The 15,505-nt window shown below is 40.7% G+C and carries 13 protein-coding genes, 1 tRNA gene and 1 pseudogene; 5 read left to right on the forward strand and 10 right to left on the reverse strand.

Annotation, left to right across the window (positions count from 1 at the left end):
• Positions 1-299: 299 nt before the first annotated feature.
• Positions 300-2,378, forward strand: coding sequence for a catalase (locus tag F972_RS09550; protein WP_004769630.1), 2,079 nt, complete (start codon positions 300-302; stop codon positions 2,376-2,378).
• A gap of 67 nt (positions 2,379-2,445) precedes the next feature.
• On the opposite strand, the gene F972_RS16035 is transcribed toward F972_RS09550, so the two are convergent.
• The 4 genes and pseudogenes from F972_RS16035 to F972_RS09560 all read right to left on the reverse strand — a co-directional run.
• Positions 2,446-2,586 (reverse strand): hypothetical protein, encoded by a 141-nt coding sequence (locus F972_RS16035; protein ID WP_004676713.1) that lies wholly within the window; start codon positions 2,584-2,586, stop codon positions 2,446-2,448.
• Between the two features lie 141 nt (positions 2,587-2,727).
• Positions 2,728-2,937, reverse strand: coding sequence for a hypothetical protein (locus F972_RS09555; RefSeq protein ID WP_004682744.1), 210 nt, complete (start codon positions 2,935-2,937; stop codon positions 2,728-2,730).
• 500 nt (positions 2,938-3,437) lie between these two features.
• Complete coding sequence (locus F972_RS16485) at positions 3,438-3,671, reverse strand: hypothetical protein (protein WP_314371664.1); 234 nt, start codon at positions 3,669-3,671, stop codon at positions 3,438-3,440.
• Between the two features lie 7 nt (positions 3,672-3,678).
• Positions 3,679-3,876, reverse strand: a pseudogene (locus F972_RS09560) (transposase); the annotation flags it as partial.
• Between the two features lie 96 nt (positions 3,877-3,972).
• On the opposite strand from F972_RS09560, the gene F972_RS09565 reads away from it, so the two are divergent.
• Positions 3,973-5,181 carry a site-specific integrase gene (locus tag F972_RS09565; RefSeq protein WP_004682746.1) on the forward strand — a complete coding sequence of 403 codons (1,209 nt, stop codon included), beginning with the start codon at positions 3,973-3,975 and terminating at the stop codon, positions 5,179-5,181.
• Positions 5,182-5,197: 16 nt separating this feature from the next.
• Here F972_RS09565 and F972_RS09570 read toward each other — a convergent pair.
• Both F972_RS09570 and greB read right to left on the reverse strand, forming a co-directional pair.
• A tRNA-Ser gene (locus F972_RS09570) sits at positions 5,198-5,287 on the reverse strand.
• A gap of 96 nt (positions 5,288-5,383) precedes the next feature.
• Positions 5,384-5,872, reverse strand: a complete 489-nt coding sequence (gene greB / locus F972_RS09575; RefSeq protein ID WP_004682747.1) for a transcription elongation factor GreB — start codon at positions 5,870-5,872, stop codon at positions 5,384-5,386.
• 371 nt (positions 5,873-6,243) lie between these two features.
• Between greB and F972_RS09580 the strand changes: the two genes are divergently transcribed.
• Positions 6,244-7,353 (forward strand): transglycosylase SLT domain-containing protein, encoded by a 1,110-nt coding sequence (locus F972_RS09580; protein WP_004757584.1) that lies wholly within the window; start codon positions 6,244-6,246, stop codon positions 7,351-7,353.
• Between the two features lie 57 nt (positions 7,354-7,410).
• Here the strand turns inward: F972_RS09580 and F972_RS09585 are convergent, their stop codons facing one another.
• Together F972_RS09585 and ttcA are read right to left on the reverse strand one after the other, a co-directional pair.
• Complete coding sequence (locus tag F972_RS09585) at positions 7,411-7,794, reverse strand: SCP2 sterol-binding domain-containing protein (protein ID WP_004682749.1); 384 nt, start codon at positions 7,792-7,794, stop codon at positions 7,411-7,413.
• A gap of 289 nt (positions 7,795-8,083) precedes the next feature.
• Positions 8,084-8,989 (reverse strand): tRNA 2-thiocytidine(32) synthetase TtcA, encoded by a 906-nt coding sequence (ttcA, locus tag F972_RS09590; RefSeq protein ID WP_004676692.1) that lies wholly within the window; start codon positions 8,987-8,989, stop codon positions 8,084-8,086.
• A gap of 496 nt (positions 8,990-9,485) precedes the next feature.
• On the opposite strand from ttcA, the gene F972_RS09595 reads away from it, so the two are divergent.
• Together F972_RS09595 and htpX are read left to right on the forward strand one after the other, a co-directional pair.
• Entirely contained in the window at positions 9,486-10,367 is an 882-nt protein-coding gene (locus tag F972_RS09595; RefSeq protein ID WP_004682750.1) for a lytic transglycosylase domain-containing protein, read from the forward strand.
• A gap of 215 nt (positions 10,368-10,582) precedes the next feature.
• Positions 10,583-11,488: a protease HtpX gene (gene htpX, locus F972_RS09600; RefSeq protein WP_004682751.1), complete on the forward strand. Its 906-nt coding sequence runs from the start codon at positions 10,583-10,585 to the stop codon at positions 11,486-11,488.
• Between the two features lie 59 nt (positions 11,489-11,547).
• On the opposite strand, the gene F972_RS09605 is transcribed toward htpX, so the two are convergent.
• Together F972_RS09605 and F972_RS09610 are read right to left on the reverse strand one after the other, a co-directional pair.
• Positions 11,548-12,138 (reverse strand): DUF4112 domain-containing protein, encoded by a 591-nt coding sequence (locus F972_RS09605; RefSeq protein ID WP_004682752.1) that lies wholly within the window; start codon positions 12,136-12,138, stop codon positions 11,548-11,550.
• Positions 12,139-12,293: 155 nt separating this feature from the next.
• The gene (locus F972_RS09610; RefSeq protein WP_004682753.1) at positions 12,294-15,401 is read right to left on the reverse strand and encodes a multidrug efflux RND transporter permease subunit; all 3,108 of its coding nucleotides are present in this window, start codon (positions 15,399-15,401) and stop codon (positions 12,294-12,296) included.
• Positions 15,402-15,505: the final 104 nt, after the last annotated feature.

Consider the following 15,505-nt stretch of genomic DNA (forward strand, 5'->3'; position numbering starts at 1 on the left):
AAAATTAATAAGCTTTTGTTTTGACTTAGATTAATTCAATATTATTTAAAATGAATAGTTTAAGCGAACAAAAAATACACATTTCTTTACCTTACTCAAAGCATAAATACTTAAAGTTTATATGGGTATCTTTGATCCAAAAAAGAGTTTTCTTGCAAGTAACTCATATTCGATTGTAGATAACCTAATTAAATTGTATAAGCACACAATATCCGTCAACAAACAAGCCATTAACTTAAGTGAAAACAAATACTTAATTTCACAAAACGTTATAAAGCAAATGTATAAGAGAATGTGATATGAAAGAACCAAATACACCAAAAATCGACCAACTTTCTGAGGAAGCATACGTGGATCCTATAGGTAAAACCCTTACCTCTTCTTTAGGTGTTCCCGTAGCTGATAATCAAAATAGTCTAAAAATTAATGAGAAAGGCCCTACTCTTCTCGAGGACTTTCTTCTAAGGGATAAACTTATTCATTTTGATCGTGAGCGTATTCCAGAACGTGTTGTACATGCTCGAGGGGTCGGTGCTCATGGTTACTTTCAAGCTTATGCAGGTAATGAAAAATGGACTAAAGCTAAGTTCCTAACGGACACAAATAATCGAACTCCTATCTTTGTCCGTATTTCTACAGTTCAAGGTGGGCGAGGTTCGGCTGATGTCGTTCGAGATGTACGAGGTTTTTCTATAAAATTTTATACTGAAGAAGGAAATTATGATTTGGTGGGGAATAATATCCCTGTCTTCTTCATTCAGGATGCTATTAAATTTCCGGACTTTGTTCATGCAGTAAAACCAGAAGATGCCAATGAAGTTCCAACTGGTCAATCTGCCCATGATACTTTCTGGGATTTTATTTCTTTAAACACCGAAGCATCACATATGACTACTTGGATAATGTCTGATAGAGCAATTCCAAGAAATCTACGCTCTATACAAGGTTTTGGTGTTCATACATTTAGATTGATTAATAAGAATAATGAAGCATTCTTAGTGAAATTCCATTGGACTCCAAAGCAAGGGGTAGCTCAAGTCGTCTGGGATGAAGCTCTAAAAATTAATGGCAAAGATCCCGATTTTCACAGACGTGATCTGTGGGATGCTATTGAGCGTGGCAATTACCCGGAATGGGAATTAGGCGCACAAATTTTCTCTGAAGAAGATGCAAAACAATGGGACTTTGATGTCTTAGATGCTACAAAATTAATCCCAGAAGAACTTGTACCAGTTACTCCACTAGGTAAATTTGTTTTAAACAAAAATACAGATGATTTTTTCGCAGAAACAGAACAAGTTGCTTTTAGTCCTGCAAATATTGTCTCAGGTATAGATTTTAGTAACGATCCCCTTTTACAAGGACGGCTATTTAGCTATACGGATACTCACTTACACAGACTAGGTACGGTAAATTTTAATCAAATTCCAATTAACAAACCCGTTTGTCCTTTTCATACGAATAGACGAGGTGGTTATGCTAATCACGAAGTTTATAAAGGAAAGGCAAATTATGAACCTAATTCTGTTGATGAAAATTGGCCAAGAGAATCACCTAATGACAGTGGTGCTTTCAAGACACATCCTGAAGAAGTACAAGGCAGCAAACTAAGAGTTCGACCAGAAAGTTTCGCTGATCATTTCTCGCAAGCCACAATGCACTACCATAGTTTGGAAAAATATGAACAACAGCATATTAAGGATGCATATTCTTTTGAATTATCTAAGGTTAAATCGGAAGATATCCGCAGACGCGTAGTTTACGCTGTCTTAGCTAATATTGACTTGGACTTAGCTGAATATGTTGCGAAAGAGTTAGGTATTAAAACTCCCCCTAAACAGCAAGATAGTCTGCACCAACCCGTAATTGCATCTTCGAAAAGATTAAGTACCTCATCTTTTCCTGCATCTGATATTAAACAGCGAAAAATTGCCTTGCTCGTTCATGACGGTGTAAATGCGTCATCAATAGATGATATTAAAATATGGGCTGACGCAGAAAAAGCTATTGTGGAAACTTTAGCACCGAACGCAGCCCCTGTTAAATCTAGTGATGGCAATGAAATACCAGTAGATGGAAGACAAAATGGCGAGCCTTCAGTGACTTATGATGCCGTAATCGTGATTGATGGGAATAATTTAGAAGTATTTAAGGCTGATGGAGTTTCTAAACATTATGTATTAGAGACATATAAACATCTCAAGCCCATTGTTTTCCTGGGTGATAAATGCGCTTTAATAGATGAGTTTCAGCTCACTAAGGATGCAGCTCTATTCTCTACTCAAAATTTTAAAGAGATCCAAGATCAATTCAAACAAGCTATTCAAAATCACCGTTTGTGGGATAGAGAAAAAGTTGTCGCAGCTATTCCAGCATGACTTTATTTGAGCTTAAAAGTAGTGTAAGCATATGATTTCAAAAAGCCCTCATCGAGGGCTTTTTGATCTACTTTTGCTCTTTAAGTGGATTCTCAGGTTCTTGATTTGGTTTTTTTTGGGGATCTGGATTCTGATAGGTTTTCTGATCACCCTTGTCATCGTTTGATTCTTTTTGAGGTTTTGATTCTGGATTTTGCTTATTGATCATGTCGGTTCCATCACGTGAAATACTATAATAATAGATATGACATCAGGCTCTATCTATCAATAATAGATATGTTACGCAATACTACCCTGTAAAATAATTAGCACTGATCCGTTTTAAAAAAAATAGAGGCTTAGAACTCTCTTAAGATGGATTGCTTAAAAATTTACGCATCTGTCTATGTCTTCTAGTGAGACCTAGTACATCTTTACGCTTAATAATTTCATCTTCAGTAAAAGGCAGATGATTGATAAGCTGCTCAATCACCATAAAACTATTTTCAATTAAGAAACTATCTTGCTCGGTTGTCCAATTTGAGGTTATATGCTCAGATTTTTTAGACTGTCTTTTCATAAAAAGAAATTATACCTAATCATGAGGACTCTTGATTTTCTTCAAGCACTCGCGGCATACACAAATTTCTTTTGGGCATTGGTGTAATCAATCTCTCTAGCACCATGAAGGCCATATATACACATTAATAATCTGATCATCTTATTCCTTCTTTAAGTACTTAAAAGCTATATATCTTAGGCATCTATATTTATATGAATCCCTGTAAGACAGCATTTCGAACAACTTTATCGAAGTTTGAATGAAATAAATTTTCAGTAGTGTGACGCTTTGACAATAAACAGAAACTTGCTACCGTACCTATGCTCACCAATGTTAATAATTTCATCTTTAATTCCATCCATGTATAACTTATGATTCAAACATATCACTGTGATTTGTATTTATCTAACCGCCTTCTGATGAATTACTGTTCATAATGTAATCACATTATTACTTATGTAATTGAATTTGTTAAATAATGAAACAATTCCTATCAAACTACACTGAGTTATTACAACTTATAAATTTAAAGCTTTATGTGCCCATTTCAGAAATTTATCTTTATCGTTGAAATTAGGGACCTTCAATAAATTTATATAGGAAACTTCACCAAAGTTTCCTGAGATTTTATTTGATACAAGAATTGTAAAATCTTCTTCTTGCCCTACATGTACTTCCCGAAAAAATTCCATAACTTTCCGATCAAGGTTTAGTGAGGTAAACGCCTCTCTTTGAACTAAAAAGTCATAGATCTGGCTAACGTTTTAAACGGGCATTTTCAGCATCAAGTTCTTTAAGCCGCGTCATCATTGAAAGATCCATGTCGCCATATTTGGACTTCCATTTGTAGGCAGAGCTCATACCATGTTCGCTGCACAAGTTCGGTATGGGTGTTCCTGCTTCAACTTGCTTCAAAATACTCATGATTAGGCTGTCTGAATACTTAGATGTTTTCATAGAAAATCTCCTTAAATCAAGGTTATTCCATTTTCTACTTTTAAACTCAATTATTTTTTGGGGGGATTACCTATATAGTTTGAAAGGTTATAACGCATGGGTCGAACAAGCAGCTCAGGTCTACCAAAAGGCACAAGAGCAAGATCGGGAAAAATACAGATTAACTTTAAATGGAACGACAAGCGCGAGTGGTTCACCCTCGACCTCATCGATACCCCAGCCAACTTCATTAAGGCGGCTAAGATTAGAGAAGATTTTGTAAACAAGGCTAAATACGGGATATTAAAAATCGAGGATATCGAAGCTGTCACCGCCAAACCCATCAAAAAAGCTGACGCTGCGCAAAAAACATTGCCAGCGTCAAATGCTCCGACATTTGCTCACTATGCCCAAGAATACCTTTATAACCTTTCAGATCATAAGCAAGGCACCAAGAAAAAATATCTATCAATTTTGGAAAGGCTCTGGATGCCATTATTCGAAGATATGCCGATTAATACGATCACCAGTCAAATGTTGCGTACAGCCGTCAATGGACGTGAATGGTCATCGGCTAAAACTCGAAATGATGCTTTGATTCCATTACGTGGCGTATTCGAATTAGCTTGTGATGATGAGGTGATTGATAAGAATCCATGTGACCGATTGAAAAATCAGAAAACTCAGGAGGATGAACCTGATCCATTCAATGAAATGGAAAAGGAAATAATACTGAACTGGTTAAAAGAGAAATATATTGCAGACTACCCAACTGTGTATTGGTATTTTGTGGTGGCATTCTGGACAGGTTGCCGTCCATCAGAAATTATCGCACTCACTTGGCAGGATGTAGATTTTTTAAATAAGCAGATTTACATCAATAAAGGTCGTGTGAACGGCGTTCAGCAAGAAACCACTAAAACAAATAAAGCTAGATTTGTAGATTTAAATGATTTTGCTTTCGAGGCATTTCAACAACTCAGATTACTAACCTACCTCAAATATGAGCACGTATTTATCTGTGATGAGACAGGTAAAGAATTTACTACGCAAAAATCATTGAGCGAAAAGTTTGTAGCCTCACTGAAAGCGAATGGCATACGTTATCGTCCTGCCTATAACACTCGTCATACATATGCGACTGTATGCTTAATGAATGGACTTAATCCAGTTTATGTGGCTTCACAGCTAGGGCATAGTTTAGTGATGCTAACGATGCGTTATGCCAAGTGGATTAATTCAGATAAGAACAAAGAAGAGATTGCTAAAATTTCCAATAGTGCCAAAATTGTGCCAAATAAAAAGGGAATCAAACTATGTGTTTGATTCCCTTTAAGATATTTGGCGGAAGCGGTGAGATTCGAACTCACGGAGGACTCACACCCTCGTCGGTTTTCAAGACCGGTGCATTAAACCGCTCTGCCACGCTTCCAATGGCGGCTATCATATAAATAAAAGCTCAACTTGGCAAATATTTTATTTAAAAGCCCACACTAAATGTTCAAAATAAAAGCAAAATCCTATTATTTTAAGTATTTCCAAGTTTTTCATATCGAATTGAGTTGATATACCAGATTTTTTTACCTAATGGGGTATGCACCTCAACCTCATCATCCACCTGTTTGCTCAACAGTGCCCGTGCCATCGGAGATTCAATTGAGATATGCTGAGGATGATGGTCATAGATTTCATCCACCCCCACAATACGCAAGATTTTCTGTTCACCATCATCATTCTCTATTTCAACCCAGGCCCCAAAATAGACTTTTCCCTCCTGCTCAGGCACAAAGTCAACAATTTTCAACTCCTCTAAACGCTTACCCAAGTAGCGAACACGGCGGTCTATCTTTCTAAGTAATTGTTTATTATATAAATAATCTGCATTTTCTGAACGGTCTCCCAAACTTGCGGCCCAGTTTACCTTTTTGGTAATTTCTGGACGTTCGTCATGCCACAGTTTTTTTAATTCGGCAACCAGCAAGTCATGTCCAGTACGTGTGATCAAGTTCGATTTCATATTTAAAAACGCTACAACAACAATCTATTTACAAGTTTTTGCATTGTATTCCTTATTTCAACACGACTAAAGTGTATAAATTTTATTCTTTTTCAAATCATGTGTTTGTGATGTATTTATCATATTTTTACTGATCAAAATTTGACAAGCTCCTTTTTGACGCTTAATATGCGCCCCTAAGTTGGTTTTTGTTTACTTTTTATACACTTTGTAAATGATGTGAAACATTTTCATCATTTTTCCATTAACCCAATGTCATTTTGAATGACGTTCATGAATTGCCCACCCCGATTTAATTTATCAACTTTTAGAAGTTGTGGTGAAGTTTTGCCTCAATTTTTAGGGCATAAATTACCTGTAGCGGAGACAACATGCACAGTAATTCAAGTTCTGGGTCTAGGCCTGGCCTTAACTCTTTATCTTCCAAGTTACCATTTCAGGCCCTTGCTTTAGGCATCGTCATTATGCCATTCAATAGCTTGAATGCAGAAAAATCACATCAATACAACACGGTTGTCACAACCAATGTTTTAACAGTGGTTGCAGTTGAAAACCCAACTACTGTTTTTAAAGACGGTCAGTTTCTGCATGGTTTCGGCTATGATTTAGCCCGCAACTATGCACAAAGCCTCAACGTAAAACTCGATTTTAAAACGGTTCCAGACAATGCAACTGCATTGAAATGGGTTAGCCAAGGCAAGGCCAACCTAGCCATGACCACAGCAGCGCTTGCCACAATTGAGAGCAAACAACTGGTTTCTTTCTCGGCAAGCTGTGGTGATCAGGCAAGCCTGAGTAAGAACGGGCTAAATCCCCAGCTTAACTGGGTGTTTAAACAAGCTGACGATCCACTGACTTTAACTGCGAGTGGTTTTGTTTGTCAAAGCAAACAGCTTGGTACAACCCAACAACTTGCTTCCTTTTATAATCGCAATGTGGTTAAACCTGAAGCATGGTCTACGATTCAAAAAGACCTGAATCAACGCTTACCGATTTATAAGGCGAGCTTTAAGCAAAGTGCCGCAAAATACAATCTGGATTGGCACCTGTTGGCAGCAATTGGCTATCAGGAGTCTTACCTAAAGCCTAGCTCGGTGTCTCCCACGGGTGTCCGCGGCTTAATGATGCTGACCAACAGCACAGCACAGGCAATGGGTGTCAGTAACCGATCTGATCCAATACAGAGTATTCAGGGTGGCGCGAAATATTATGATCTAATGCTGGATCAATTTGCCAATGTACCCTACCCAGACCGTAACTGGTATGCACTGGTGGCATACAACATGGGACCTGGTGCAGTGAACCAGATTCAGAAACGGATCAAGGCTCAAGGCAAGGACCCAAATCAGTGGGTGAACCTATATGACTATTTACAGCGCAATCAGGCACGCAATGGTCGATATAAGCAAGCGGTTCAATACGTTACCCGTATCCGCACCTATCTAGAACACCTCAAAACCAGCAACCGCATCGATGTCTGAATCCAGACAGGCAAAAAAAAGCTTACCATTGGGTAAGCTTTTTTGTTCAGAAAACAATTAAGTAGTTTGCTCAAGTACTTTCTTGAATAGGTCTTTTTGTTCTTGGCTTGGTTTAGCCGTCTGTAAAGCCATAAGCTGGGACATATCGCCTTGAACCTTGATTTTACCTGTCATGAATGCCTGCATCGCAGCAGCCATGTCAAACTCAAGGAATACTTTACGTAAAGTTTCCGCATCCATGTTCAAAGTGGTTTTAGCGTTTGGAGATAAACCCTTTTGGATTTTACCCGCATCTAAAGCCAACTCTGTATTACCAGCCGCATCTGTAACAACCAAGTTAATCGCTAAATTCGCAAGTGCTGGTGGTAAGTTTAAATCACCTGCTTCCGCAGTAAGTTTTTCAACAGTTGCAAACCAATCATCAGTTAAAAATGCAGCCATGATTCTTCCTCAAATGTATTTGTTCAATTTCTTGTGCCATCTATCCAGACGACATCAAATGAAGCAATTTGCTTGTGCCCTGTTATAGCATGTAATTTTTAGTTTAGGCTATGCTTTTTTGTACATCGAACCGAATTTTTTAGATGCTTATTGCTAGCTTTATCGCTTATTGGTCAAAATTTGAATTGTTTGAGTGCAAATCCATTTCCAATAAAAACATAAAAACCGCAATACAGATATTCATCATATATTGCGGCGGCATTATTTGTCTTAGTTATGAATGGAGGAATTATTCCGCAGCAAAGCTGAGGTTCACCACATCAAGACGCTTCTTCATTTCTTCAGGATCTTTCATGTCAAACTCACGTTGCCCATCCAACGCTTCAAAGTCGAATAGCTCACGGTCAGCCAACTGTGATGGAGAAACGTTCTGTAATGCGCCAAAGATGCTGTGCAGGCGTTTCGGATATTGTCTATCCCACTCACGCAGCATGTCATTGATGATGGCTCGCTGTAAGTTTTCCTGTGAACCACACAGGTTACACGGAATGATGGGAAACTTACGCAATTCTGCATACTTGATAATGTCTTTTTCCTCAACATAGGCCAAAGGACGAATCAGGATATTCTTTTTATCTGAAGACAGTAATTTCGGTGGCATCGCTTTCAAACTACCACCATGAAACAGGTTCAGGAAGAACGTGGCCATGATGTCATCACGATGGTGTCCCAACGCGACCTTGGTCGCACCAATCTCCTGCGCAAAGCCATACAGCGAACCACGGCGCAGGCGTGAACACACGGCACAATAGGTCTTGCCCTCAGGCGTTAAACGCTTGGTGATGGTATAGGTGTCTTTTTCAAGAATGTAGTAGGGAATGTTGTTCTCTTCCATATAACGTGGCAAAACGTCTTCTGGGAAGCCAGGTTGTTTCTGGTCCAGGTTGACCGCAACAATATCAAAATTGATGGGTGCAATACGCTTGAACTGCAACAGGATATCCAGCAAGGTGTAGCTGTCCTTACCGCCCGAAACACAGACCATGACCTTGTCGCCATCCTCGATCATGTTGTAATCACGAATCGCATGTCCAACTTGACGACGCAGCTTTTTCAACAGGCGATAATATGCCGAACTGGTCGGAAGTTCAGGCTTGAAATTAAATCCTTGGTTGGACTCGACTGGCGCGTACATAGACGTGATTTACCCATAAACAAAAATACCGCAAGATTTTATCTGATTCCGAAAAAATCCGCACCTAAAGAATTTTCCAATTTCCCTGAATCGTCATATTAGAGTTTCATACTGATAAAATTCTGGCCCAGATAAGTAAAAATGGGCTGGATTGCTTATATTTCAAACTTCTCCACAGTTTTCCACAAAACCTGTGGATAAAATTGTGGATTTCTACGCTATTGACAAACTGTTTTTATCTTAAAATAAGGCGTTCGATTAGATTGATCATTTTTTAACCAATGTTTTTATTAAAATAAAATCAACATGTTACATAAGTCAATACTTCGATTTTAAAAAAAATATTTTAATTTTTTTTGCTGAACATTCGCACAAAATGACTTGATTTTTGTCAGACACTGAAAAATAAAAAAATTGTAGCCAAAGTATTTTTTATGCTTTTTTTTGTTAAACTACTGTGAAGAACTTAAGCTCATCTTTTGTGAATATTATAACGATGGACAAAACAACTTATTTTTTTGCTCTTTGTTTGGGGTCAATTGGTTTTTTTCATAGCACAGTATCGACCTCGTATGCTGGGCAGACCATTTATCAATTTAAAGATACCAATGGCACCACTCTGCTGACCAACCGCAAGAAAGCAGAATATAATCATTTAAAAGTGGTGAAAGCCACCTATTATCCTGATAGTAACATTCACAGTTATAGTAACTGGGGCGCGAGCGAAGCTTCTGTTCTGCCAAGTTACAGCCGTAATAAAAACGCATTTGACCAACTGATTCGGCAGGCCGCCCAGCATCATGGCGTTTCAGAGGGTTTGGTTAAGGCCATCATGCATACCGAATCTGGCTTTAACATTCATGCACGCTCACCTGTCGGGGCACAGGGCCTGATGCAACTCATGCCTGCAACAGCCCGTCGCTTTAATGTCAGTAATGCCTACGATCCACAGCAGAATATTTTTGGTGGGGTTAAATATCTAAGCTGGCTATTAAAACGTTTTAACGGCGACACCCGTCTTGCGATTGCCGCCTATAATGCGGGTGAAGGCAATGTGGATAAATATGGCGATGTACCACCTTTCCGAGAAACTCGTGATTATGTAAAACGAGTGACCAGTCGCTATCAAAATCTCTATGCATCAGGTCTGGGCACCCCGCTTTCTGAATCAAAAAGCAATACTCCAAGCGGACAAGTGCTGGCGCAATCCACCAATTACTCCCCGAATATCAGCAATAGTACTGAATCCGTACCAACGGCCAAACAGTACAGCCGTCAAATTATCACCTTGTCGGATGGTACTTTCACCGATGCACCAATGGGAACCTATACCACCAGCAATGCCACTGCATCTGCCCGAATCCGCTTGAGTGACTAGCAATTTACTCATCTATTCTCATTTTATGATTTTAGCTGTTTTTTTATAAAAAATTTTCTTTTAAGTCTCTGTTTAAGCGTCAGTTCATCCTTTTATTGATTAAATGTATCCATCCCCATTTTTTTCTTGAATTTTTGGGGTTCACCCTGCATATTAGCATTATGATTTATAATTTATAAATCAGATCACTTTTTCTTTATAAGAGGGTTTTCTCAATGATGCGGATTGGTTTGTTCTTGCTAACCAACCTCGCGGTACTGGTTGTAGCTGGCATTATCCTGTCACTCTTCGGTGTCGGTAGTTACCATGGCGCGGGTGGCTTGAATCTAGGCAACCTGATGGTCATCTGTTTTGTCTTTGGTATGGTGGGTTCTATTATTTCCCTTTTCATGTCGAAGTGGATGGCTAAAAAAACCACTGGGACTGAATTAATCGACCCAAATGCACCTCGTAATCAGGCGGAAGCATGGTTATTGCAGGAAGTCGCGCAATTATCGCAACGTGTAGGCATTAAAATGCCTGAAGTTGGTATTTTCCCATCGTACCAATCCAATGCATTTGCAACAGGTTGGAATAAAAACGATGCGCTGGTTGCCGTTTCCACGGGCTTACTTGAGCGCATGAATAAAGATGAACTTCGTGCCGTACTTGCCCACGAAATCGGACACGTTGCCAATGGTGACATGGTGACACTAGCTTTGATTCAAGGTGTGGTCAACGCTTTCGTGATGTTCTTTGCACGTGTTGCAGGTGACTTTATCGACCGTAACGTGTTTGGTCGTGAAGATGGTGAAGCCCCAGGCCTGGCCTATTTTGCCATTACCATTGTGCTTGACATTCTATTCGGTATTTTGGCCTCTGCCATTGTGATGTGGTTCTCCCGTCAACGTGAATACCGTGCAGATGAGGCTGGTGCACGTTTGGCAGGTAAACAGGCGATGATCTCTGCCCTGCTTCGTTTACAGGCGGAATCTGAAATGCCAGACCAGATGCCGAAAGAAATGAAAGCTTTTGCGATTGCGGAAGGTAAGGAACAAGGCTTTAGCTTGGCGGCTTTATTTCACACTCACCCAACCATTGAACAACGTGTTGCTGCGTTACAGCAATTAAATGTTCAATAATCTAAACCAGATAAACGATAAAGCCTCCAAAATGGAGGCTTTGTTTTTACCTGCTTCATCTAACCAGCCTTGAAAGACTGATACAGTTGCCATAGATAGCTAAAGCCCGCCCACACGGCAATCACCAATAGAATAAGTACCGCAATACCCAGCAGATCAGGAATCCTTAACCAAATCCAGCTGACGATTGGATTACGCCAAAATGCCGAGGTTTTCTGCTTTTGCTCAAGTGATTCATGCAGGAATGGATGCACCACATGGATGTCATTGTATACTTGATATTCCTCACGGATATGCTCATGCACAATGTCCAGTGTCTTGCGGCTCGGACGAATAAACACATCAAACAGGGTACCAACAATCGGCACAAAACCCACCAGCATATCCATAATCGCCAGTCTGACCACACCTTTCAGTTTATATTGTGGAACACCCACTTCCCTTGCCTTTTTAAAGGCGTAGAGCGTCAGGACAAAACCTGCAACATCGCCCGCAAAGGGAATGGTACTGAGCGCAGCATCGGCTCCCAAGCCCTGCTTGGTAAATGGAATTCTGACCAGACTATCCATGGTATTGGCAAATTTTGCCAGATCACGTTCCACCGCAATCGCCTGCTGCTGGGTTAATTTTTTTTGTGTTGGACCAGTCATTCACTCAACCTAAAAACCTTGTTTATGCTTGAGAATAAAGTAGTTTTTAAGCTTTGTCGGTACAATTATTATTACAGTTCAGAATAAAATCGTTGAAGCAATTAATAATTCAGGTCTATGAGCTTAACTCATAGACCTGAATTTTAAAGACTGTCTTATTCAATGGTTTCCAGTTTGTGTTTAGGTTTAAACATATTGGCAACCAGTACAAACATAAATGGAATAAAGATCAGCACCAAGACCGTTCCAAAGACCACTCCACCCAAAACACTGATCCCGATTTCCTGACGGCTGACCGCACCCGCACCAAAAGCAAAAACCAAGGGAATCACCCCCACGCCAAAAGCAAAGGATGTCATCAGAATCGGGCGTAAACGCAAGCCTGCACCCTGTAATGCGGCCTGAATGGCATTTTTCCCTTGTGCCTGTGCCATTGCCGCAAACTCAACAATCAGAATCGCATTTTTACAGGACAGGCCAATGGTGGTCAGCAAGGCTATCTGGAAATACACATCATTCGGCAAACCAAAACTATGCGCAAAGATAATACTGCCTCCAACCCCCAAGGGAATTGCAGTCATCACCGCCATTGGGATACGCAAGCTCTCATATAGGGCGGCCAAGCATAGGAAAATAAATGCAATGGAGATTAAATATAACCAGATGGCCTGATTGGTTGACTGCTTTTCCTGATAGGAAAGTCCTGTCCACAATAATCCCAGTCCCTGTTGCTGGCCCACCAACTGCTCAATATCTTTCATGGCCTGTCCAGACGATTGGCCACTGCCCACATTGGCCTGTAGTTGCAAGGCGCTATAGCCCATATAACGCTGCACAATACTTGGATTCCCTGCCCAGGCAGTATTTGAGAATGAACTGAATGGTACCATCTGGTTTTGACTGTTGCGGACTGACCATTGATATAAATCTTCTGGTTTGGAACGGAATGGCGCATCACCCTGTAGAATCACCTGCTTAATCCGCCCCCGATCAATAAAGTCATTTACATAGGTTCCACCCCATGCCGTTGACAAGGTGCTATTGATATCATTCAGGTTCAGGCCATTTGCCAACGCCTGTTTATGGTCAATCTTCACATTCAGGGTGGCTTTACTGTCGGTTGACTGCTTGTCCAGATTTTCAAAGCTGGAAAATTTCTGACCGAGCAGCTGTAGTTGCTTAAAGCTTTGATCAAGGAATTGGTCGCCCTGACCATTCAGGTCCTGAATCCAGAAATCAAGTCCATCAGTTGAACCCAGACCATTTACCGAAGCAGGTAAGCTCACATTAATCTGGGCATTCGGAAATTGGCTAAAATATTTAAGTGCCCGTTTACGAATGGCTTCGGCAGAGTTTTTCTGTCCCGTGCGTTCATCCCAATGTTTCAGTGCAATAAAACCCTGTCCTAAGTTTTGCCCTGTACCTGAGTTATTGCGTCCATAACGAATCAGTACTAGCTTGACGTTGTGTTGTTCATTCTGGAGAAAATATTGTCGAATCAACTCACCCACTTCCTGACTTTTGGACAACGGTGCGCTATCCACCAGCCTAAATTGCACACTTAAGATTCCCTGATCCTCTTTCGGCAGGAAACTGCTTTGCAAGCCTTTATAAAACAGGGCAAATACCGCAATCAATGCAATAAATATCACCAAAACAGGGGCTTTATAGCGCAATGTGGTCTGGACTAAATTCAGGTATTTGGTTTTTAAGCGTTCAATTCCGTTATTGAAGTGAACTGCCCATTTTTTAGGTTGATGGTTCGGTTTTAGAATCAAGGCACACAATGCAGGCGTCAATACCAATGCCACCAGCAGTGACAATATCATGGCAGCAACCAGAGTAATGGAGAACTGGCGATAGATCACGCCAATTGAACCTGCAAAGAAAGACATTGGAATAAAGACCGCAGTCAGCACCAACGTAATCCCGATCAGTGCCCCGCTGATTTCCTGCATCGACTCAGTGGCGGCCTGCTTGGGAGAGAGATGCTGCTCATGCATTAATCTTTCCACGTTTTCCACCACCACAATGGCATCATCCACCAACAGACCAATGGCAAGGACCAAAGCAAATAAGGTTAAGGTATTGATACTAAACCCAAGCAGCTCCAGCACAGCAAAAGTACCGAGAATCACAATCGGTACAGTAATACTGGGAATCAGCGTGGCACGCCAGCTTTGCAGGAACAGGAACATCACCAGAATCACCAGAGCAATGGCCTCAACCAGTGTCTTGACCACTTCCTTGATGGATTCCTGAACAAAAGGTGTGTTGTCCCGTGGATAAACGATTTTATAGCCAGCAGGCAGTTGGCTGGATAACTCATCCAGCGTCTGGTGAATCAGTTTAGAGGTCTGGATGGCATTGGCGCCCGAAGAAAGCGAAATTCCCAAACCTGCCGCTGGATAGCCATTGATGGTGTTAAAAGACTGGTAGTTTTCCGCACCCAACTCAATACGCGCAATATCCTTGAGTAAAACAAAGCTGCCCGAGACATTGGATTTAACCACGATTTGCTCGAAGTCCTGAATGGTTTTTAATCGGGAACCTGAAGTCACCTTTGCATTGAGATATTGTCCATCCACCACAGGCAAGTCACCAATTGCACCCGCGGCAACCTGCGTATTTTGGGTGCTAATCGCTGCAACAATGTCATTGGGGATGAGGTGGTACTGGATCAGTTTATTGGGATCCAGCCAAATTCGCATGGCATACTGTGAACCAAACACATCGGTTTCACCCACCCCATCAATACGATTTAAATTATCCAGTACATGGGTTGAAAGATAATCAGATAAGGTGATGTTGGTTGATTTTCCTGTACTGTCATATAACCCCACCACCATGAAAGTATCGCCAAGTGATTTGCTGACATTGACACCCTGACGCTGTACGGCATCGGGTAAACGTCGAATCACACCACTGATTTTATTTTGTACCTGAACCTGTGCGGTATCTGGATTGGTGCCATTTTCAAAACTGATGGTAATACGGCTACGGCCTGAGGCATCACTGGTTGAACTAAAATACAGTAAATGGTCAAGCCCCTGGATTTGCTGTTCCAACACCTGAGTGACGCTCTGCTCAACAGTTTTGGCATCTGCGCCACTATAGTTTGTTGAGACGGTAATTTTGGGAGGTGCAATATCAGGATAACGTTCCACAGGTAAGTTGAGAATCGCGAGTATCCCTAAAGCCATGACGATAATGGCAAGTACACCTGCAAAAATGGGTCGCTCAATAAAAAACTTAGATAGCACGGCTGTTCATTCCATGGTTGAAACAGTCAATTTTTCAAAAACATAAACAAATATGGTGACTTTCAGCCTATGATCGTTACCGAGCTTTCCAGCAAACACCATCT

Origin of the sequence: Acinetobacter sp. CIP 102529 (assembly GCF_000368325.1) — a bacterium.
Lineage (GTDB): Bacteria > Pseudomonadota > Gammaproteobacteria > Pseudomonadales > Moraxellaceae > Acinetobacter > Acinetobacter parvus.

Coding starts and splice junctions, on each gene's coding strand:
- F972_RS09550 (WP_004769630.1), top strand. CDS start 300: ATGAAAGAACCAAATACACCAAAAATCGACCAACTTTCTGAGGAAGCA.
- F972_RS16035 (WP_004676713.1), bottom strand. CDS start 2,586: ATGATCAATAAGCAAAATCCAGAATCAAAACCTCAAAAAGAATCAAAC.
- F972_RS09555 (WP_004682744.1), bottom strand. CDS start 2,937: ATGAAAAGACAGTCTAAAAAATCTGAGCATATAACCTCAAATTGGACA.
- F972_RS09565 (WP_004682746.1), top strand. CDS start 3,973: ATGGGTCGAACAAGCAGCTCAGGTCTACCAAAAGGCACAAGAGCAAGA.
- greB (WP_004682747.1), bottom strand. CDS start 5,872: ATGAAATCGAACTTGATCACACGTACTGGACATGACTTGCTGGTTGCC.
- F972_RS09580 (WP_004757584.1), top strand. CDS start 6,244: ATGCACAGTAATTCAAGTTCTGGGTCTAGGCCTGGCCTTAACTCTTTA.
- F972_RS09585 (WP_004682749.1), bottom strand. CDS start 7,794: ATGGCTGCATTTTTAACTGATGATTGGTTTGCAACTGTTGAAAAACTT.
- ttcA (WP_004676692.1), bottom strand. CDS start 8,989: ATGTACGCGCCAGTCGAGTCCAACCAAGGATTTAATTTCAAGCCTGAA.
- F972_RS09595 (WP_004682750.1), top strand. CDS start 9,486: ATGGACAAAACAACTTATTTTTTTGCTCTTTGTTTGGGGTCAATTGGT.
- htpX (WP_004682751.1), top strand. CDS start 10,583: ATGATGCGGATTGGTTTGTTCTTGCTAACCAACCTCGCGGTACTGGTT.
- F972_RS09605 (WP_004682752.1), bottom strand. CDS start 12,138: ATGACTGGTCCAACACAAAAAAAATTAACCCAGCAGCAGGCGATTGCG.